General features: G+C 62.5%; 17 protein-coding genes and 1 tRNA gene. 9 read left to right on the top strand and 9 right to left on the bottom strand.

Features of this window, described 5'->3' with window-relative positions:
• Positions 1-52: 52 nt before the first annotated feature.
• A complete protein-coding gene (locus tag J7557_RS05510; protein ID WP_291418088.1) occupies positions 53-1,204 on the top strand; it encodes an aminotransferase class I/II-fold pyridoxal phosphate-dependent enzyme in 1,152 nt (383 codons plus the stop codon).
• Positions 1,201-1,704: a GNAT family N-acetyltransferase gene (locus tag J7557_RS05505; protein ID WP_291418087.1), complete on the top strand. Its 504-nt coding sequence runs from the start codon at positions 1,201-1,203 to the stop codon at positions 1,702-1,704. Before J7557_RS05510 ends, J7557_RS05505 begins: the two co-directional genes overlap by 4 nt.
• 25 nt (positions 1,705-1,729) lie before the next feature.
• On the opposite strand, the gene J7557_RS05500 is transcribed toward J7557_RS05505, so the two are convergent.
• From J7557_RS05500 to J7557_RS05490, 3 genes are read right to left on the bottom strand one after another with little or no spacing between them, the layout of a single operon-like run.
• Positions 1,730-2,101: a VOC family protein gene (locus J7557_RS05500; protein ID WP_291418086.1), complete on the bottom strand. Its 372-nt coding sequence runs from the start codon at positions 2,099-2,101 to the stop codon at positions 1,730-1,732.
• Between the two features lie 60 nt (positions 2,102-2,161).
• Complete coding sequence (locus tag J7557_RS05495; protein ID WP_291418085.1) at positions 2,162-2,851, bottom strand: YafY family protein; 690 nt, start codon at positions 2,849-2,851, stop codon at positions 2,162-2,164.
• Between the two features lie 38 nt (positions 2,852-2,889).
• On the bottom strand, positions 2,890-5,577 hold the full coding sequence (locus tag J7557_RS05490; RefSeq protein WP_291418084.1) for an Rne/Rng family ribonuclease: 2,688 nt from the start codon (positions 5,575-5,577) through the stop codon (positions 2,890-2,892).
• A 610-nt stretch (positions 5,578-6,187) separates the two neighbouring features.
• Here J7557_RS05490 and J7557_RS05485 point away from each other — a divergent pair.
• The 4 genes from J7557_RS05485 (at position 6,188) to J7557_RS05470 (ending at position 11,582) form a co-directional block, all read left to right on the top strand.
• Positions 6,188-7,429 (top strand): N-acetylmuramoyl-L-alanine amidase, encoded by a 1,242-nt coding sequence (locus tag J7557_RS05485; protein ID WP_291418083.1) that lies wholly within the window; start codon positions 6,188-6,190, stop codon positions 7,427-7,429.
• Between the two features lie 221 nt (positions 7,430-7,650).
• The gene (locus tag J7557_RS05480; RefSeq protein WP_291418082.1) at positions 7,651-10,134 is read left to right on the top strand and encodes a penicillin-binding protein 1A; all 2,484 of its coding nucleotides are present in this window, start codon (positions 7,651-7,653) and stop codon (positions 10,132-10,134) included.
• Between the two features lie 59 nt (positions 10,135-10,193).
• Positions 10,194-10,472, top strand: a complete 279-nt coding sequence (locus J7557_RS05475) for a hypothetical protein (protein ID WP_291418081.1) — start codon at positions 10,194-10,196, stop codon at positions 10,470-10,472.
• A 132-nt stretch (positions 10,473-10,604) separates the two neighbouring features.
• Positions 10,605-11,582, top strand: a complete 978-nt coding sequence (locus tag J7557_RS05470; RefSeq protein WP_291418080.1) for a DUF4344 domain-containing metallopeptidase — start codon at positions 10,605-10,607, stop codon at positions 11,580-11,582.
• A gap of 122 nt (positions 11,583-11,704) precedes the next feature.
• Here the strand turns inward: J7557_RS05470 and J7557_RS05465 are convergent.
• From J7557_RS05465 to J7557_RS05455, 3 genes are all read right to left on the bottom strand, one after another.
• Positions 11,705-11,788 (bottom strand) — tRNA-Leu (locus J7557_RS05465).
• A gap of 53 nt (positions 11,789-11,841) precedes the next feature.
• Positions 11,842-12,150, bottom strand: coding sequence for an AzlD domain-containing protein (locus J7557_RS05460; protein ID WP_291418079.1), 309 nt, complete (start codon positions 12,148-12,150; stop codon positions 11,842-11,844).
• Positions 12,134-12,862: an AzlC family ABC transporter permease gene (locus J7557_RS05455; RefSeq protein ID WP_291418078.1), complete on the bottom strand. Its 729-nt coding sequence runs from the start codon at positions 12,860-12,862 to the stop codon at positions 12,134-12,136. The genes J7557_RS05460 and J7557_RS05455 overlap by 17 nt, the downstream gene beginning before the upstream one ends.
• A gap of 286 nt (positions 12,863-13,148) precedes the next feature.
• Here J7557_RS05455 and J7557_RS05450 point away from each other — a divergent pair, with 286 nt between their 5' ends.
• Positions 13,149-14,510, top strand: a complete 1,362-nt coding sequence (locus J7557_RS05450; RefSeq protein WP_291418077.1) for an MATE family efflux transporter — start codon at positions 13,149-13,151, stop codon at positions 14,508-14,510.
• Positions 14,511-14,547: 37 nt separating this feature from the next.
• Here J7557_RS05450 and J7557_RS05445 read toward each other — a convergent pair whose 3' ends face one another.
• A complete protein-coding gene (locus J7557_RS05445) occupies positions 14,548-14,820 on the bottom strand; it encodes a hypothetical protein (protein WP_035087672.1) in 273 nt (90 codons plus the stop codon).
• 84 nt (positions 14,821-14,904) lie between these two features.
• Positions 14,905-16,488, bottom strand: coding sequence for a serine hydrolase (locus J7557_RS05440; protein WP_291418073.1), 1,584 nt, complete (start codon positions 16,486-16,488; stop codon positions 14,905-14,907).
• 329 nt (positions 16,489-16,817) lie between these two features.
• Between J7557_RS05440 and clpS the strand changes: the two genes are divergently transcribed.
• Both clpS and clpA read left to right on the top strand, forming a co-directional pair.
• Complete coding sequence (gene clpS / locus J7557_RS05435) at positions 16,818-17,237, top strand: ATP-dependent Clp protease adapter ClpS (protein ID WP_291418071.1); 420 nt, start codon at positions 16,818-16,820, stop codon at positions 17,235-17,237.
• 9 nt (positions 17,238-17,246) lie between these two features.
• Positions 17,247-19,592, top strand: a complete 2,346-nt coding sequence (gene clpA / locus J7557_RS05430) for an ATP-dependent Clp protease ATP-binding subunit ClpA (RefSeq protein WP_291418069.1) — start codon at positions 17,247-17,249, stop codon at positions 19,590-19,592.
• A gap of 52 nt (positions 19,593-19,644) precedes the next feature.
• Here the strand turns inward: clpA and J7557_RS05425 are convergent, their stop codons facing one another.
• Positions 19,645-20,292 (bottom strand): pyridoxamine 5'-phosphate oxidase family protein, encoded by a 648-nt coding sequence (locus J7557_RS05425; protein ID WP_291418067.1) that lies wholly within the window; start codon positions 20,290-20,292, stop codon positions 19,645-19,647.
• Positions 20,293-20,335: the final 43 nt, after the last annotated feature.

The raw sequence follows: 20,335 nt of genomic DNA, 5'->3' as shown, positions 1-20,335 counted from the left end.
TTGAGTGAGCCCGCGCTTCCGGTTAGTCCCGATGGACCAACAGGAGCCGCCTATGACCCCCGCAGCCGACGGCCTCATGCCGTTTCTCGCCATGGACATTCTCAACCGTTCCAAGGTGCTCGAAGGGCAGGGGCGCACCATCTGCCATCTGGAGCTGGGCGAGCCCGGTCATCCTCCCGCTCCAAAAGTGCTAGAAGCCGTCGCCCGCGCCTTGCCCGATCCGCAGGGCTATACCAGCGCCAAGGGCCGCCTCGATCTGCGCGAGGCACTTTCGCGCTACTACGCCGAGCAACACGGCGTCTCTGTGAACCCGGAAATGATTCTAGCGACAATGGGTTCGTCGGCCGGCTTCATCCTCGCCTTTCACACCGCCTTCCGCCCCGGCGCCCGCATCGCCATCACGCGCCCGGGCTACCCCGCCTATATCAACACCCTCATCGGCCTCGGTTTCGAATACGCGGAAATCCCCGTCACCGCGGCCAACAACTGGCATCTTACGGGCGCCGACATCGAAGCCGCCTACCGCGAAAAGCCGTTCGAAGGTCTCCTCTTCGCCAGCCCTGCCAATCCCACCGGCGCCGCCATCGACCGCGCCGGCCTCGCCGACATCATCGACACCTGCCGCCGTCTCGGCGTCACCCTGATCTCCGACGAAATCTACCACGGCCTCGACTATCGCGGTCCCTCGGTCTCGGCGCTAGAGCTGACCTCAGACGCTATCGTCATCAACAGTTTCTCCAAATACTACTGCATGACCGGCTGGCGCATCGGCTGGATGGTGCTTCCCGAAGCCCTCGTCCGCCGCGCCGAAATCCTGCAGCAAAACCTCTTCATTTCCGCGCCCACCCTCAGCCAGATCGCCGCGACTGCAGCGCTCAACGAGCGCGACTATTCCGAAGAGCAGAAGGCCAGCTACGACGCCAATCGCGCCGCCCTGACAGCTGGCCTCCAAAATCTCGGCTTCGACCTAGCTTCCGCGGCCGATGGCGCCTTCTACGCCTATGCCGGAATATCGAGGTTTTCCAACGACTCCCTGGCTTTTTGTGAATCGATGCTGGAGCGGGCCGGCATCGCCGCCACCCCCGGCGTCGACTTCGACCGCGTCAACGGCCACGGCTTCGTCCGCTTCAGCTATGCCGGCACACGCAACACGGTCGACCTCGCCCTCGACCGCCTCAAAACCTTCCTCACGGCCGGATCATGACAATCCCAACCCTCGAAACGCCGCGTCTCACCCTCCGCGCCCCGCGCATGGAAGATTTCCCCGCCTACGCCGCCCTGATGGGTTCGCAACGCGCGATCTACATGGGCGGCCCATTCGACCAGCGCGGCGCCTGGGGCATGTTCTGCCACGACATCGCCCTTTGGTCCCTCTACGGCCACGGCGCCTTGATGATCGACGTCAAGCAAACCGGCGCCTGCGTCGGCCAGATCGGCATCAATCACGGTCCGCTCTTTCCCGAAAAGGAACTCGGCTGGCTCCTCTATGATGGCTTTGAAGGCCACGGCTACGCCACCGAAGCCGCCGAGGTGCTCCGGGATTGGGCCTTTGCAGAACTGAAACTGCCAACCCTCGTCAGCTACTTCGATCCAGAGAACCACCGTTCCATGGCCGTCTCCGCCCGCCTCGGCGGCATCCGCGACGACAACGCGCCCGTGCAGGACGAAGGCGACGTGGTCTATCGCTACTACCCAACAAAATAGGCGCGGCCAAAGCCGCGCCCGAAACTTACCGGCGGCTTGCTGGCGGCGTGAAAACCCGGAGTCGGTGTCCGTCGGGATCTTCCACCACGAAAGTGAAGCCAAAATCCATGGCCACCGGCTCCTGCAAGACCTTCGCCTTGCCCGACCAGTCGGCATAGGTCGCCTGAACCGCGGCCTCGTCGTCCTCGCTGAACGTCACTTCCACGCCGCCCACCGGCAGCGGTTTCGGCTCAATCTCGTCCTTGGTCCAAAACCCGAGCTTCATCCCGCTCGGCAGCACATAGAGGACGAAGGTGGGCGAATTCTCCACCGGCGTGACGCCCAGAAGGCCCGAGTAGAATTTCTCGCTCGCGGCGGGGCTAGCAACGGCCAGCAGAATGTAATTAAGGGTGCGCATGGCGTTCTCCTTTCGATGGAGAAAACCTAGCAGCAGGGACTGCCAGTTTCCGGCAGTGGCTCACGGCGGCGCAATGCCCTCGCGCTCCCACCACTCTTTCAACATCACCGCCCGCCGCTTCGGATAGCGCTCCTCGGACACCGCCATGGCGCTGATCCGATCCACCCGGAAACTGCGAAAATCCTGCCGCATCTCGCACCAGGCAGCGACAATCCGCACCTTCTCGAAAAAGCCGATCATGAACGGCCAGATCACCCGCTCCGTCGCCGCGCCGCTGAGATCATCATACCGAATGACCAGCTTGCGCTCGTTTCGGATCGCCAGCCGTATCTGCCCCGCATCTACCTGCGCTGGCTCCAACCCGATCCGCGCCACCAGCAGGTTTGTCGCCTCTGCTCGGTCCCGCAGTTCCGCCGGCAACACCGCCAATATCTTGCTCATCGCCTGCTTTGCCGAAGCACTTAGCCGATTGTCATCTGCGCGCGCCGCCACCCAGCGCGATCCCAGCACAATTGCCTCGATCTCATCCGCCGAAAACATCAGCGGCGGCAGCGTAAATCCCGGCCTCAACACATAGCCCAGCCCCGGCTCGCCCTGAATATCCGCCCCCTGCGCCTGCAGCGTCGCGATATCGCGATAGAGAGTCCGAATGGACACCCCCAGCTCGCGCGCCAAATCCGGCCCGGTCACCGGCTGGTGGCGGTTTCGCAGCAATTGCAGCAGATCGAGCAGGCGGGCAGCGCGGGACATGAGACGAAAAGGGCGGCCCGAAGGCCGCCCCCAAAATCCTAGCCGAGACCCAGCCGGCGCTGCCACCAGCCGACTTTCTTCTTCTTGTCGGGCTCAGCTTCGCCTTCGCTTTCGGCGGGCGCAGTCTCTTCAGCCGGCTTGGCGCTCGAAGAAACCACTACGCCTTCCGGTGGCAGTTCCTTCTTCTGGCGCTTCGGCCGCGCCTCCGCAGCTTCGGTAACAGGCTCTGCGGCCGGGGCGGGGGCCTCCGGTGCCGCTTCGACCGGAGTCTCGACGACCGCTGGAGCTTCTTCCGCCACAGGCTCAGCCTTCTTCCGCGTACGCGGCTTGCGCTTGGGCTTCTCGGCGGTCTCTTCGGCAACAACGGGAGCTTCCGTAGCAACCGGCGCCTCGGCGCTCACTTCCACGGGTGCTTCGGCGTCCGCCGTCTTGGCCTTGCGGGCCCGCGGCTTGCGCTTCGGCTTTTCGGCAGCGGCTTCTTCAGCCACCGCTTCGACAGCCTCAGCCGGCGCAGCTTCCGCGGCGGCGACTTCCGGCTGGGCCAGCACCACCTCGGCCACGACGGCCTGTTCGGCCTCGCTCGCCTCGGATGCAGTAGCCTCGCCGCCCTCGGCTGCGACTTCGCCTTCCTGCTCGCGACGGTTGCGACGGCCACCACGGCGGCCACGACGACGACGGCGGCGGGTTTCGCTATCAGCGTCGGCAGTTGTTGCGTCCTCGCCCTCCGCCTCGCTGGCCTCGTCGGCGCCTTCCTCGTCACCAGCTTCAGCATCGCTCTCGCGGACCTGAACCGGTGCACGGTCCTCGCCACGCTCGCCATTGGCGCCGCCACGGCGACGACGGCGACGACGACGACGGCCGCCACCTTCACCTTCGCCGCCATTGTCCTGGCGGGCCTCGGTGGCTTCTTCTTCGATCTCTTCTTCCTCGACCACTTCCTCGTCGATCTCTTCGATCACGGCGCTATCGACGCGCACATGGCTCGCCGCACGCTGATCGACATAGGAGGAGACACGGGTTTCACCCTTCTCGATCGAGAACTGGTGACCAGTCAGCTTGCCGTCGGCCGTGATGGTGATCGAAAGCGAATTGCGCGCTTCAAGGGCAGACAGGGTGTCGCGCTTGTAGTTGAGCACATAGAGCGCCACGTCGGTCGGCACGCGGACGTTGATCGACTGGCCCTGCTTGCGCAGCACGTGGTCTTCCACGTGGCGCATGATCATCAGCGCCAGGCTCTCGGTCGAACGCACGAGACCCGTACCATCGCAGATCGGGCACTTGTGGGTCGAGCTTTCGACAACGCCGAAGCGGATACGCTGGCGGCTCATTTCCATGAGGCCGAAATGCGAGATGCGGCCCACCTGGATGCGCGCGCGATCGTCCTTCAGCGCGTCCTTGAGACGGCGCTCGACGGCACGGTTCGAACGGTTCTCCATCATGTCGATGAAGTCGATCACGATCAGGCCGGCAAGATCACGCAGGCGCAGCTGGCGCGCCACTTCGTCGGCGGCTTCCAGATTGGTCTGAAGCGCCGTGTCTTCGATATTGTGCTCCTTGGTGGAGCGGCCCGAGTTCACGTCGATCGAAACCAGCGCTTCGGTCGGATTGATGACGATATAGCCGCCGGAGGGCAGGGTGACGACCGGCGAGAACATCTGGTCGAGCTGGTTCTCGATGCCATACTTGGAGAACAGCGGCTGCTCTTCGCCATAGGGCTTCACGTTCTTGGCGTGGGACGGCATGATCATCTTCATGAAGTCCTTGGCTTCGCGATAAGCCGCGTCGCCAGCCACCAACACTTCGTCGATGTCCTTGTTATAGAGGTCGCGAATGGTCCTCTTAATGAGCGAGCCTTCCTCGTAAACGAGGCAGGGCGCCTGGCTCTGCAGCGTCAGCGTGCGCACGCTTTCCCACAGGCGCATCAGATATTCGAAATCGCGCTTCACTTCGGCCTTGGTGCGGGTCGCGCCTGCAGTACGCAGGATGACGCCCATGCCCTGCGGCACTTCGAGGTCCGAGGTGATTTCTTTCAGGCGCTTGCGGTCCGCGGCATTCGTGATTTTTCGCGAAATGCCACCGCCACGGGCGGTGTTGGGCATCAGCACCGAATAGCGACCGGCGAGCGACAGATAGGTGGTGAGAGCTGCGCCCTTATTGCCGCGCTCTTCCTTGACCACCTGCACGAGCATCACCTGCCGGCGCTTGATCACTTCCTGGATCTTGTACTGGTGGCGACGCTGCTGGCTGCGCTGGCGACGTTCCGGCACTTCCTCGAGCGCATCCGCCCCGCCGATCGACTCGACAGGTTCGGAATTGGCCGGAGCCTGCTCGATGTGGCTCTCTTCCTCATGTTCCTGAGGATCGGCTTCAGCCTCGGTTTCAGCCACGCCTTCGGGCACCGAGACGGTTTCTTCCGTCTCTTCGTGATGCTCTTCCTCGTGCTCTTCATCGCGCAGCAGGGCTTCGCGGTCGGCGACGGGGATCTGGTAATAGTCCGGGTGGATTTCGCTGAAAGCGAGGAACCCGTGGCGATTGCCGCCATATTCGACGAAGGCCGCCTGCAGCGACGGCTCGACGCGCGTCACCTTGGCGAGGAAGATATTTCCCCGCAACTGGCGGCGGGACGCCGATTCAAAGTCGAACTCTTCCAGCCGATTACCGGCTGTGACGACAATCCGTGTTTCTTCCGGGTGGATGGCATCCACCAGCATTCTCTTGGTTGCCATAATTTACTCCGCGCACCCGCGCGCCAAAGGGCGTCAGCCGGCGAACCGGAGAACCTGGCTCGGCGCGTTGCGGGGCGAATGTGTTGAAAACAATCGGGCGCGAACCTCTCACGTTCTGCGCACCAGCAAATTCGGTCATGGCCGGGAGAAAGGGCGAAGCAAAACGGCAATCGTTCAGTTCGATCGCGTCGCGCTTTGTCCGCCTGCGGGCCATATGACCTCTTCCTATTGGATGGCCGGCCCCAAAGGCCAACCACCGTCCGATCCCCGTGAGGGACCGAAATTCGTTTGCGAAGGCGTTGAAAATCGCCGCTTTCATGCCGGGCAGGTGCTTGTGTGGCACACTGGCTAGCCGGGGGTTCGCAGCGGCGCGAAGGGACTTTGAAACCCTTTCGCTGGCGCTCGCGAAACTCCTGCGCCTTCATATAAGCGTGTATGGCGGTTGCGCCAGATTGGCAACAGGAAAGTCTAAATGTGAGGAATATCGGGCTTATTGCCGTGGCCCATTCTTTGCGCCCTGTTGCAAATCATCGCATAAGCCAAAAATGCCGCAGAATCGCCCGAAGGGCATGTGACACGGTTTCGCCATACGCATGGGGCCCGACCAGTTTTGAATTTTCGCGTCATCCGCTCGCTCGTCCTTGGGCTCTTCCTGGCTTTTGCCCCGACCCTGTCGCTTCACGCACAGGAAGCCGCGCCCGCTGCCATTCCCGTTGGCCTCCCCAATGTCATCGACGTGCGCGTCACTGTTGGTGAGGATCGCGCGCGCCTCGTCATCGACCTCGCCTCGAAAACCGAATTCTCCTTCGTTTCCCTCGCGGAGCCCAACCGCCTCGCCATCGACGTCCGCGCCGGCACCTTCTCGGTGCCCGAGCCCAGCGGTGCTCCGTCCGAGACGACGCTCATCGAGTCCTATCTGGTAGAGCAGGCGGCCTCCGACCGTGTCCGCACCACCCTGACGCTCGCTGCACCTGCTCAGGTGCAGCAGGCTTATGTCCTCGATCCCTTCGAAGATCAGCCCGCCCGGCTCGTCGTCGACATCATTCCCGCAGATGCCGAGACCTTCGCCGCCAATGTCGAGCGCGACCGCACCACTTCGGCCACTGTCGCCGAAACCACAGCCGAATCCACGCCCGCCGGCGGCTCCGAACTCCCCATTGCTACGCGCCCGCTCGTCGTCATCGACCCCGGCCACGGCGGCATCGATAGCGGTGCAGAAGCCCATAACGGCATCCGGGAAAAGGACATCGTCCTCGCCTTCTCCCTCAAATTGCAGGAACTCCTCGTCGAATCCGGCCGCTTCGACGTCGCCCTGACGCGTGAAGACGATACCTATCTCCGCCTCGAAGAACGCGTCGATCTTGCCCGTACCAACAAGGCTGACATCTTCCTTTCCATTCACGCCGACAGTTTTCAGCAGCCCGAAATCCGCGGCGCGAGCGTCTATACGCGCGATGAAAACGCTACCGACGTGCTCGACAAGGTGCTGGCCGACACCGAAAACAAGTCCGACGTCATCGCCGGCTTCGCCATGCCGCAAATGGCTCCCGAGGTCGTGGACATCCTACTCGACCTGATGCGCCGCGAAATGCGCAAGCAGTCCTATGTCGCCGCGCAAGCCATCGTGCATCAACTCGAACCCAGCGTCGCCCTGCGTCGCTTCCCCGTGCGTCAGGCCGATTTCTTCGTGCTGCAGGCCCCCGATGTGCCTTCTGTGCTCATCGAACTGGGCTTCCTCTCCAATCTCGACGACATCACCAACCTGACCCAGTCCGACTGGCAGAACCGCACTGCCGAGGCGATTGCGCGTGGCATTTCTACCTATTTCGACAGCGTCGAAGCCGAACCCTAAGCAAAGTGATTAAGCGCCCGCGCCCGCTCTGCTATTCTGAAAATGCCGGGAGAGTCTCGGCCACAACCATGTGGATCTATCCACCCCCACGGTGTCATTCCCGCGAAAGCGGGAACCCCTGTTTGGGAACTGAGGTCCCCGCTTTCGCGGGGATGACACGGTGAAAACTACAACGACGGTGGCCGCCGAACATAACCGGCGTCCGTGGAGTATCTGATCGCATGTTTCGTCTACTCGGCTGGCTGTTCGGTTTCGGCATGTTCGTGGCGCTTGGTGGCGTCGCCATAGCCGCCGTCTATCTCGCCACTGTCTCCGCGCAGCTGCCTGACTACACCGTCCTCAAGGACTACCAGCCGCCCGTGACCACCCGCGTCCACGCGGCCGACGGCACCCTGTTGGCCGAATACGCTAGGGAACGTCGCCTTTTTCAGCCGATCGAAACGGTTCCACCGCTTCTCGTCCACGCTTTCCTTTCCGCCGAAGACAAGGATTTCTACTCCCACAACGGCATCGCCATCGACGGCATCGTCCGCGCCCTGCGCGACAACCTTCTCGCCCGCATGGACGGCAACAGCTCCATTCAGGGCGGTGGTTCCAGCATCACCCAGCAGGTTGCCAAGAACTTCCTGCTCACCTCCGAGCAGACCTGGGATCGAAAGATTCAGGAGGCGATCCTCGCCATCCGCATCGAGTCGACCTTCTCCAAGGACAAGATCCTCGAGCTCTACCTCAACGAAATCTTCCTCGGCCTCAATTCCTACGGTGTTGCCGCCGCGGCCCTGAACTATTTCGACAAGGCGCTCTACCAGCTCACACTGCCCGAGGCCGCTTACATCGCCGCGCTCCCCAAGGGTCCGAACAATTACCATCCCTTCCGCCGCCCGCAGGCCGCTATCGAGCGCCGCAATTGGGTGATCGACCGCATGGTCGAGAATGGCTATGCTACGCCCGAGGAAGCTGCTGTCGCCAAGGAAGCGCCCCTTAACGTCATCCCGCGTGCCTCCGGCAGCCAGGTCTATGCCGCCGAATACTTTACCGAAGACGTGCGCCGCGAACTGGCAAAACTCTACGGCGAAGACCAGCTCTATGGCGGCGGCCTCTCGGTCCGCACCACGCTTGAGCCGCGCCTCCAGGAATATGCCCGTCGCGCCCTGATGGATGGCCTGATCGAATACGACCATACCCGCGGTTTCCGCGGTCCGGTCGCAAGCATCGAGTTGGGCGATGATTGGGGCCTCGACGTCGCCAAGATAAAGCCGCTGAGCGACGTGCCCGAATGGCAGCTCGCCGTCGTGCTCTCCGTCGGCGGCAACGAAGCTCGCATCGGCCTCCGCCCGGAAAATGATGTCGACGGTGCCTCAAGTCCCGAGCGAGTCGAAGGTACGCTCTCCGGCCCCGAAATCCGCTGGATTTCCAAGCGCGTCGAAGACATCGTCAAGGTCGGCGACGTCGTCTACGTCTCCCCGGTCGCCGGCAAGCAGGGTATTTTCACCCTGGAGCAGGTGCCCGAAGTCGAAGGTTCGCTCGTCGCCATGGACCCGCGTACTGGCCGCGTCCTCGCCATGGTCGGCGGTTTCTCCTTCGCCGAATCCGAGTTCAACCGCGCCACGCAGGCCCTGCGTCAGCCCGGCTCCTCCTTCAAGCCCATCGTCTATGCGGCAGCGCTCGACAATGGCTACACCCCTGCATCCGTCGTCCTCGACGCCCCCGTCGAAATCCGCAATGGCGACGGCTCCATCTGGCGCCCGGAAAACTACGCTCAGGAATTCTACGGTCCGCAAACGCTCCGCCGCGGCATCGAACGCAGCCGAAACGTCATGACCGTTCGCCTCGCCCGCGACATCGGCATGCCGCTCATCGCCGAATACGCGCGCATGTTCGGCATCTATGACGACATGCAGCCGGTCCTCGCCATGTCCCTCGGTGCCGGCGAAACCACCAATATGCGCATGACCTCGGCCTATGCGACCATCGCCAATGGTGGCCGGAAGATCGTGCCGACCCTCATCGACCGCATCCAGGACCGCTACGGCACCACCGTCTACCGCCACGACGAGCGTGTCTGCGAAGGCTGCTCCGCTGCCGACTGGCACGGGCAGGGCGAACCGCGCATTCTCGACAACCGTCCTCAGGTTCTCGATCCGATGACCGCCTACCAGATCACTTCGATGATGGAAGGCGTCGTCCAGCGTGGCACCGGTACTGCCGCCCGGGCCCTCAATCGTCCCGTCGCCGGCAAAACCGGCACCACCAATGACTACAAGGACGCCTGGTTCGTCGGCTTCACCCCCGACCTCGCCGTTGGCATCTATGTCGGCTACGACCGTCCGCGCTCTATGGGCAATGCCTCGACCGGCGGCGGCCTCGCCGTGCCGATCTTCACCAACTTCATGGCCAAGGCTATGCAGGGCAAGCCCGCGACCCCGTTCAACACGCCATCCGGTATGACCACGGCCTGGATCAATCCAAGCACCGGTGTTCAAGCCTACGAAGGCGAATCCGGCATTCAGGAAGCCTTCAAGCCCGGCACCGGCCCGAACCTGATGACCTCCGTCATCGGCGTCGAAGTGCAGGGCTATGACGCGGCCATGCGCCAGATGCAGATGCAACAGCAATATGGGGGCGCCGTGGTCACCCAGCCGAGCAGCAATGGCCAATTCCTCGATCCGAGCCTGAGCGCACCGCAGAGCCTCTCGAGCGACTAGGTCACTAAGTCCCTTCGTCGTGATTTGCACCCGCCGCAGCGAATGCCCATCTTGAGACCATGACCAAGAGACGCTTGCCCTTCGCCATCCTCTTTGCTGCCTGCACCATCGTGCCGGCAATGGCAGCATGCCCCGCGCCGATGGCCGGCGATACCGCGGCAGCCATCGAAGCCAACCAGCAAAGGCTGGTCTGCCTCCAGCAGGAGCTCTCGCGGAAGAGCGAGCAGTATCAGTACAAGGTCGAGATCAACGCCATCGAGCGCAAGATCGACGACATCCAGCTCCAGCGCCGCTTCGACTCGCTGAACTTCCCCAAGCCTGTCACACCCGTTTTCTAGGCAAAGCCACGCGCTTGCTAAACCTCTGATGCGCCTCGTAAAGGAAGCCTTCACACTAGGCTTTGCTTTCGCTTCTCATCCTCCGCTTCACCCCTATGGTGCGGCCGTTGATTGAGAAAGAGGGGGCGTATTTTGCGTTCATTGATTCATTTCGGCCTGCTGGCCAGCCTGATTGCCACTCCGGCGCTTGCCCAGGATACCGTCGGATTTCCCGAAGACGTTGAGGTCGAGGCGCTAACCCCAGGCGCCGCTGCCGGCCCAGTCCTCGGCGAACACCGCTTCATCCTGACCTTCGAGCCGAGCAATATCCGCGAGATTGGCCTGGTCCGCAGCAAATTCGAGAAGGATGGCCTCTTTGCCGACGTCCTCGATGAATTGGCCGACCAGATTGCTCTGCCGGTCGATGTCCCGGTCACCTTTACCGATTGCGGCTATTCAAACGCCTATTGGAGCCCCAGCGAGCAGAGCATCACCTTCTGCTACGAGCTGGTCGCCGACTACAACCAGAGCTACGAATATCTCGAAGGCCAGGACGGCGAGTTCTTCCGCTGGGCCGACCAGGAAACCGTCCTCAGCGGCACCACCCTTTTCGTGCTCCTCCACGAACTCGGCCATGGCCTGACGGCGCTCTACGATCTGCCGATCACCGGCCGCGAGGAAGACGCCGTCGACCAGTTCGCAGCCCTGACCCTGATCGGCGCCGATGAGGAAGGCGATGCCTTCGAGGATCGCCCCTCCCGCATCGCTCTCCTTGGTGCCTATTTCTTCAAGCAACTATCCTTCGCGCCCGAGGAGATCTCGCGCTCGATCCTCGCCAACGAACACAGCCTTGGCCAGCAGCGCTACTACGACGTCATGTGCCTTGTGCTTGGCTCCGATACGGACACCTATGGCCCAATCCTCGCACCGGGCATGGTCATGGTTTTCGATACCATCAACAAGAACCCCGACGCCTTCGATGAGGACAAGGTCATGGACTGGCTCAAGAAGACCGACGCCCTGAACATCCTCCCCTCGGCCCGCGCCCTGCGCTGCCCACAGGAATTCGCCCGCTACGACGCGAGCTGGGACTATATCATCGATACCTTCATGACGGTGCAGGCGGACTAGGCCTAGCTCGCAAATCCTGGCGCGTCAGCCTCGCGCCAGGATCATGAGAGGGTGAGCCTGGGACTACAATAGCCAAGCGGCCCGCCCAGAAAGCGCGGCGGCAGCAACAATGTCGGGTAAAATGGTGCCCCCCGCCGGACTCGAACCGGCACGCCTCGCGGCGGAGGATTTTGAGTCCTCTGCGTCTACCATTCCGCCAGAGGGGCACGGGCACGGTTCCTAGCCTAGAGCGGTGCGGCTGGCAACTGCCTCGGCATGTTTATCCAGCGACCAGCAAGCGAACGGCGTAAACGGTGGCAACACCGATCGCCATGGCCGCAAAGAGATTTTTCGAGAGAATGAACACGGCCGCCGTCGCTGCCGCGGCAATGGCCTCCGCGACGCCCCCGGTCACGACGGCCGGCGCCACCAGCGCCGCCAGCACCGCGCCGGGGATATGCCGCAGCCAGGCCGCCGCAAAGCCGTCGCGGGGCAGGCGGTCCGCCAGGAGAAAACCGCTGGCCTTGACGGCCATGGTCACGATGGCCATGCCGAGAATAGCGGCAACGGCCTCAGGACTTGTCAGCATTTTTCCGCGTCTCCAGATAGGCGCCGACAAGGCTGCCGATCACGCCACCCACCAGAATGTGCCAGCTACCTTCGACGAGGCGCGAGGTCAGAATCGCCGCCAGTGCTGCCACCAGCCAGGGCACGAGATCGCCGCGCCCCTTCCACATGCCCAGCAGCAGCGCCAGGAACGTGGCCGTGAAGGCGAAATCCAGCCCCCAGCGCGAGGGATCGTCTATGGCCGAGCCGAGCCCATAGCCGACGAGATTGGTAGACATCCAGGCGATCCAGGCCAGCGCCCCACCGCCCATCAGGAAGGCGACCGAACCCTTTCCGCGCGCCATGGCGGCCACCGTCATGGCCCAGTTTTCATCGGTCACGAGATACATGCTGAGCGCACCGCCAAGGAGCCCCTTTGCCGGATAAAGCGGCCGCAGCGTGGCCGTCAGCAACAGGTAACGCAGATTGACGATCAGCGCCGCCAGCACCAGCGCACCAATCGGCAGCGCGGCAGGCGTCGCGGTCCAGAGGTCGAGCGCCACGAATTGCGCCGAGCCGGCAAAAACCAGCGCGCTCATCATGATTACTTCCAATAGGCTCAGCCCGGCGCCCCGCGCCAGCACACCCCAGACCAGGCCATAGGCCGCGACCGAAATGGCGACGGGCACGCAGGCTCTTGCGCCTGCAAGAAACTGATCCATCCGGGAATCGAGGCTGGCTGCAATGTCTGTCATGGCCCATTCTCTAGCACGGCCAGGGGGCAGGGGAGCGATGACAAGTCCTGATGGCTCCCATCGCCATCTTTGATCGCAAGGCCCTCATCGCGGCGTTGACGCTCCTCCCGCCGCGGCGTAGACAACCTCCCTGTCATTGCCAAGCCTCCAGCGCCCGTCCAGCCGGCACCTCTTTTTCGAGGTGTGAATTGGTCCCCCCGGCGTCGTGAACTTTTCTCAGCTTCTGCCGGTCCGGGGCCTGCCGCCGTGACGACAGCGTTATGACTCGTTTCTCTGGAGCGTTCTCATGGACCCCCATTCCACCCGCCCCCTCTGGCAGCGGTTCGCCTTCTTTCTGCTTCCCCTCATGGCCTCGAATATTCTTCAGGCCCTGTCGGGAACGGTAAATTCCATCTATGTAGGCCAGATGATCGGCGTCGAAGCATTGGCGGCGACCGCCACCTTCTTCCCGATCATGTTCTTCCTGATGAGCTTTATCATCGGTCTCTCCGCGGGCTCGACCATCCTGATCGGCCAGGCCTGGGGCGCCAAAAACATCGACAAGGTCAAGCAGGTTGCCGGCACCACGCTGGCCACCACGATCGTGCTCGGCCTCATCGTCTCCATCGTCGGCGGCATCTGGACCGAACAGATCCTCACGGTTCTGGGCGCGCCCGAAAACATCCTCGGCATGTCGGTCGGCTATGCCCGCATCGTGCTTGTCGGCATGCCTGGCTTCTTCCTGTTCCTGGTCGTCACCTCGGTCCTGCGCGGCGTGGGCGATACGGTCACGCCCCTGATGTCGCTCATTCTCTCCATGGTGGTGAGCCTGCTCGTCACGCCCGCCCTCATTCAGGGCTGGTTCGGCCTGCCGCAATTGGGTGTCAACGCCGCCGCCGTGGCCATGATCTCCGGCTTCCTCACGGTGCTAGTCTTCCTCTTCGTCTATATGCGCTTGCGCAATATGCCGCTGGCGCCGGACGGGGTGCTGCTCGGCGCCATGATCCGCCCGGATTTCAAGCTGCTCGGCCTTATCCTGAAACTTGGCATTCCGGCCGGCCTGCAAATGGTCATCTCGTCCATCGCCGGCATCGTGGTGGTTGGCCTCGTCAACCGCTTCGGGTCCGACGCAACGGCGGCCTATGGCGCGCTGGGGCAGGTAATGAGCTATGTGCAGTTTCCGGCTATGTCGATCGGCATCGCGGCCTCGATCTTTGCCGCCCAGGCGATTGGCGCGCGAAAATCCGAACAGCTCGGCGCCATCACCCGCACGGCCCTGATGCTCAACCTGATCATCACCGGCGGCCTGATCGTCCTGGCCTATCTCTTCAGCCAGCACGTCGTGGCCCTGTTCATCACCGATCCTGCGGTGATCGAACTGACCGAAACGCTGCTGCATGTGGTGCTGTGGAGCCTGCTCTGCTTCGGCTGGAGCGTGGTCTTCTCGGGCATCATGCGCGCCAGTGGCACCGTCTACGCGCCGATGATCCTGTCGCTCGCCTGCATTCTGCTCATCGAACTGCCGGGCGCCATCTGGCTCAGCCAGACCAGCCTCGGGCTCACCGGCATCTGGGTGGCCTATTCCGCCAGCTTCACCATGATGCTGGTGCTGCAAGCGGCCTGGTATCAGTTTGTCTGGAAGAAAAAGAAAATCGTCGCTCTGGTCTGAGCGTCAAAAAAGAAAGGGCGCCATTGGCGCCCTTTTTCTATTTCTCACCTAGCCGCATCACCAGTGCGCGTTTGCCGCCCGGGGCGAACACGTCGATGTCGATGCTGACCGGCTCCTGCACCATGCGCCGCGTCCGCGCCGAGAGGGTGAGTACCACGTTCATCAGGTCGCCCACCGAGCGCCGCTGTTTGGGCATCAGGCGCTCCGTCATGCCCGACAGCGCCTTGTTGCGCGCGGTCATGTCAGGCGAGGCGAGGGGGGAGCGGCCGATGAAATTGGCCAGTTCCACCAGGGAATTGCGTTCGCTCATTGGGCTACTCCAAACACAGGCACCAAACTGCTTACACAAGAGGTGGCAGGCGACCGGCCCGCCACTTCGCTTTTCGCCAGGGCATCAGCCCTGCATCGCCAGACACGCCATATTGGCGTCCTTGAGGCGGTTGCACATGGCCGTCGCACCATCGCGGTCGCCAAAACCGACGAAGCGGGCGCGATAGAAAACCTGGCCGTTCTTTTCGAAACGCTCGACATAGGAGCGGAAGTCTCCCAGGCCACCGACCTTGCCTGCAGCATCCGATAGCATCGAACGGGCGCTGTTTTCCGAGGGGCCGGCGCCGATCTGTACGATCCACGTTCCGGCCTCAAGGCCAGCCGTATCGACGGTGCCGCTGGTCATCAGGTCGATGGGCTGCCCGGCCGACGGAGCGGAAACCGGGGCAGCGCCGCCACCGACATTGCCAGGGGGTTCCAGCGGCGCGGAAGCGCGGGTCGAGCCGAGCGCCGCCGGCGGAGCGCCGAGATTATAGGTATCGCTCAGCCAGGCGCCGATAATGTCCTGGCTGGGGTAAGCTGGGGTCGGCGCCTGTGTCGGCGCAGCGAGCACTGCCGCGGCCTGCACGGCCGGCTGCAGCCCGATATCGGCGGGGGCAGCGGCCGGAACTGGCGCCGCCGAAGCCACGACGACCTGCGGGGCGCCAGTCTGCGCTGCCGCGAGTTCTGCAAGGCGGAAGCCGGGCAGGGGCATCGGCATCACGAAAACCGGCTGCGTCGGCTGGGCCACGGCAACCTGCACATTGGAATTGCCCTGGCGGCCCGGCTGCGGAACCATGGCGGTCTGCAGGTAATCGCCACGGCGGCCCTTGGGCAGGTAGTTGGCCACGAGCTGGCGCACCTTCTCGTCGCGCGCACCGGCCGAGTTGAAGCCGAAGGCGACGATCACGATGTGGCGATTGTCCTTCCGGGCGGCCGTAAGCAGGTTCGAACCGGCGGCATTGATGTAGCCGGTCTTGATGCCATCGACGGCGCCCATATAGCCAAGCACGCGGTTGTGGTTGCCATAGGTCTTACCGTTGTAGCTGAACGACTTGGTCTGGAAGAATTCGTAGTACTGCGGAAAGTGCTGGTAGATCGCGATGCCGAGGATCGCCTGGTCGCGCACCGTGGTCAATTGACCACCGTCGGGCAGGCCCGAAGCATTGCGATAGGTCGTGTTGCGCATCCCCATGGCGCGGGCCGTGGCCGTCATGCGCTCGGCAAATTTGCTTTCGCTTCCCGAAATATGTTCGGCGATCACGCGGGCCATGTCATTGGCCGACAGCGTCACCAGCGACTTGATCGCATCTTCGACCGAAATCGTCGAACCGGCACGCAGGCCCAGCTTGGTCGGCACGGCGGAAGCTGCGTGCTTGGAAACGGTCATTTTCGTGGAAAGGCTGAGATTACCCGCCTTCAATTCCTGGAAAAGGACATAGAGGGTCATCACCTTGGCGACGGAGGCGGGGTAGCGCTTCTGGTCGCCGGCTTCCTCGTAGAGGACTTCGCCAGACTTCGCGTCGACCACGATGCCGGCATATTTCCTGAGATTTTCGATGGCGTGCGCCGGGGCCGCAAGATGCAGGGAAAGGCCCAGCACGAGGGCAATCGCAGCGATGGCACGGACAAACGTAGCGCGCCAAGGGGTCATGGCCTGGAAGGTCAACCCGGAACTCCAACTTTACTCATCGGGCCAAACTGCCCGTACGCAACTGAAAACTGGCCCGCAGATCGAGGCCCCCGCCCGATCCATGCCATTGATGCAGAATAGGCCCACCCCGTTACCATTCCGTAAAATGCCATCGATTTCTGTCTTAGAGTCGCAATCCGGTCACGGCGGGCGTTCTTTCAGGGCCATGCGGCAACCGCTTGACCAAGCTCGGATAAAGGCGCTCAACTTTTCGGGATCATGTGCCCCTTAACACGGGCCCCTTTTTGCCTACATAATGGTTCCGAAGAGCTGCTTCGGTTCCTCCCAGAAATGCCGCTAAGAATATGACACCATTCACCGCTCATTCTCCGTCTGCCCGTCCCGCCAAAGGCTTCGAGAAGCCCCTCGGAAAGCTTGTGGCCGGGCCGAAGGATGATGATGGCGGCCGCCAGGGAGACGGCGGAAACAGCTTCGAGACCGGGACCGTCACCAAGACGCGTCCCAAGACCAAGCGGCCTAACCTCTATCGGGTTATGCTGCTCAACGACGACTATACGCCGATGGAATTCGTCGTTCTGGTCTTGCAGGACGTCTTCAACAAATCACGTGAAGACGCCATGCAGATCATGCTGCACGTTCACCAGAAGGGGGTCGGTGAGTGCGGCGTATATCCATACGAGGTTGCCGAAACCAAGGTGACCCGCGTCATGGATACGGCACGCAAGAACCAGCATCCGCTGCAATGCGTGATGGAAAAGCAATAGGAACATCATATGCCCTCATTCTCTCGCGGACTCGAAAAGGCTCTGCATCAGGCGATGAACCTGGCGCGCGAGCGGAACCACGAGTTCGCCACGCTTGAGCACCTCTTGCTGGCCCTGACCGACGACCGCGAAACGATCGCCGTGCTCAATGGCTGCGATGTCGATATCGACGCGCTCAAGAGCGATCTTGAAGACTTCATCAATGAGGAACTGGACAGCCTTGTCGTCCAGAACGGCCAGGATGCGCGTCCGACAGCCGCATTCCAGCGCGTCATCCAGCGCGCCGTTATCCACGTCCAATCATCCGGCCGCGAGGAGGTGACCGGCGCCAACGTTCTCGTCGCGATTTTCGCCGAGCGCGAGAGCCATGCCGCCTATTTCCTCGAACAGCAGGACATGAGCCGGCTCGACGCCGTCAACTTCATCTCCCATGGCATCACCAAGTCCGGCCCTGCCGAAGATCGCAAGGTCCGCGGCACCGAAGAAGGTGAAGGCAATGGGGAAGGCGGCGCCGCGGAAGGCAAGAAGACGTCGGCTTTGGCCGATTTCTGCGTCAACCTCAACGAGAAGGCCCGCGCCGGCAAGATCGATCCCCTGATCGGTCGCGACAGCGAACTCCGCCGCACCATCCAGGTGCTCTGCCGCCGTTCCAAGAACAACCCGCTCTATGTGGGTGACGCTGGCGTCGGCAAGACCGCCATCGCCGAAGGCCTGGCCCGCAAGATCATCGAAGGCGACGTGCCCGAAGTGCTCAAGGAAGCGGTCATCTATGCCCTCGACATGGGCTCGCTCCTCGCCGGCACCCGCTATCGCGGTGACTTCGAAGAACGCCTCAAGTCCGTCATGAAGGAACTCGAGAAGATGCCGAATGCGGTGCTCTTCATCGACGAGATCCACACCATGATCGGCGCTGGCGCCACGTCCGGCGGCGCGCTCGATGCCAGCAATCTCCTGAAGCCCGCTCTGGCTTCCGGCGCGATCCGTTGCATCGGCTCGACCACCTATAAGGAATATCGCCAGTTCTTCGAAAAGGACCGTGCTCTCGTTCGTCGTTTCCAAAAGATCGACGTCAACGAGCCGACCGTTCCCGATGCCATCGAGATCGTGAAGGGCCTGCGCCCTTACTTCGAGGAATTCCACAAGATCAAGTACACGGACGATGCCCTCAAGGCCGCTGTGGAATTGAGCGCGCGCTACATCAACGATCGCAAGCTGCCCGACAAGGCCATCGACGTGATCGACGAAACCGGCGCCAGCCAGATGCTCTTGCCGGAAGACCAGCGCAAGAAGATCATCGACGTCGAAGACATCGAAGCCACCATCGCGACCATCGCCCGCATCCCGCCAAAGTCGGTCTCCAAGTCCGATGCCGAACTGCTCTCGGGTCTCGAACAGAGCCTCAAGACTGTCGTCTTCGGTCAGGATCAGGCGATCACCGCGCTGTCCTCGGCCATCAAGCTCGCCCGTGCGGGCCTGCGCGAACCGGAAAAGCCGATCGGTTCCTACCTCTTCACCGGCCCGACCGGCGTGGGTAAGACCGAAGTTGCCAAGCAGCTTGCCGATACCCTCGGCGTCGAACTGCTCCGCTTCGACATGTCCGAATATATGGAACGCCACACGGTTTCGCGCCTCATCGGTGCGCCTCCGGGCTATGTCGGCTTCGATCAGGGCGGCCTGCTCACCGACGGCGTCGACCAGCACCCGCATTGCGTGGTTCTGCTCGACGAAATCGAAAAGGCCCATCCGGACCTCTACAACATCCTGTTGCAGGTCATGGACCACGGCAAGCTCACGGACCACAACGGCAAGTCGGTCGACTTCCGCAACGTGATCCTGATCATGACGTCGAACGTGGGTGCATCCGAACTCGCCCGCTCGCCCATCGGCTTCGGCCGCAAGCGCGAGCAGGGGGACGATGAAGAGGCGATCAACCGCACCTTCACGCCCGAGTTCCGCAACCGCCTCGATGCCATCATCTCCTTCGCGCCTCTCCCGCGCGAAGTGGTGCGCCGCGTGGTCGAAAAGTTCGTGCTGCAGCTCGAAGGCCAGTTGGCCGAGCGCGGTGTCACGATCAACCTGACTCCGGAAGCCGCCGATTGGCTGGCCGAACACGGCTATGACGAACGCATGGGCGCGCGCCCGCTTGGTCGCGTGATCCAGGAATACGTCAAGAAGCCGCTGGCCGACCAGGTTCTCTTCGGCGAACTCGTCAACGGCGGCAATGTCACCGTTGCCGTGGTCGGCGAAGGTTCGGAAGCCAAGCTCGAACTCGTCGCGGTGCCCCCGCGCCCGGCCAAGCCCAAGGCCTTACCCAAGCCCAAAAAGCCCAAGGCCACGGCCGACAAGAACAGCTAAGCAAAAAGGCCGGGAGCGATCCCGGCCTTTTCGTCTCTCCCGTCAGGAGCGCTCAATAGAGCGTGCGTTTGTAGTCCTCTTCCAGTCCCGCATCGATCGCCTGCATCGCCTTGTCGTCTGGTGCGCCGGTGGTCTCGTCGAGGATAATCTTGATCAGCGATGGCATTTCCTTGCGGTCCTGCTGATATGCCGGGTCCCAAAGGCGCGAGCGCCGAAACGCTTTGGCGCAGTGCATGAAGACTTCTTGCACCTCCACCACGATAGCCAGAGTTGGGACACGATCGTTGACCACCATAGTCGCCAGCAGTTCGGGGTCGGTCGTCAATCGCGCCCGACCATTCACCCTGAGCGTATCGTCAAAGCCGGGAATGACGAACAGCAGCCCCACGATTGGGTTGACGACAATGTTGGAAAGGCTGTCCAGCCGATTGTTTCCCGGCCGATCGGGAATGGCGAGGGTCGTGGGATCGAGTATTTTGACAAACCCCGGCGGGTCCCCGCGCGGACTGACATCCGCTCTGCCGTCCATGTCCTGCGTGCCGATGCAGAGGAAGGGCGAACGCCGGATGAACTCCTGGGCATGCCTGCCGAGCGCGCCCTGGAACTTCTGAATGGCAAGATCATGCGTCGCCGGATAAAGCCGTCTCAGCGCTTCTTCATCCCGAATTACATGTTCGTCCCGTCCCGCAATATCCTGCACGTCCAACCCCTCCCGTCCACGTCCGGAAACCTGACGTACGTAC

It is taken from the genome of Devosia sp., assembly GCF_017744655.1.
In the GTDB taxonomy this organism is placed as follows: Bacteria; Pseudomonadota; Alphaproteobacteria; order Rhizobiales; family Devosiaceae; genus Devosia.
The sequence above is the reverse complement of the archived record's forward strand: the minus strand, read 5'-3'. Positions and strand labels throughout refer to the sequence as shown.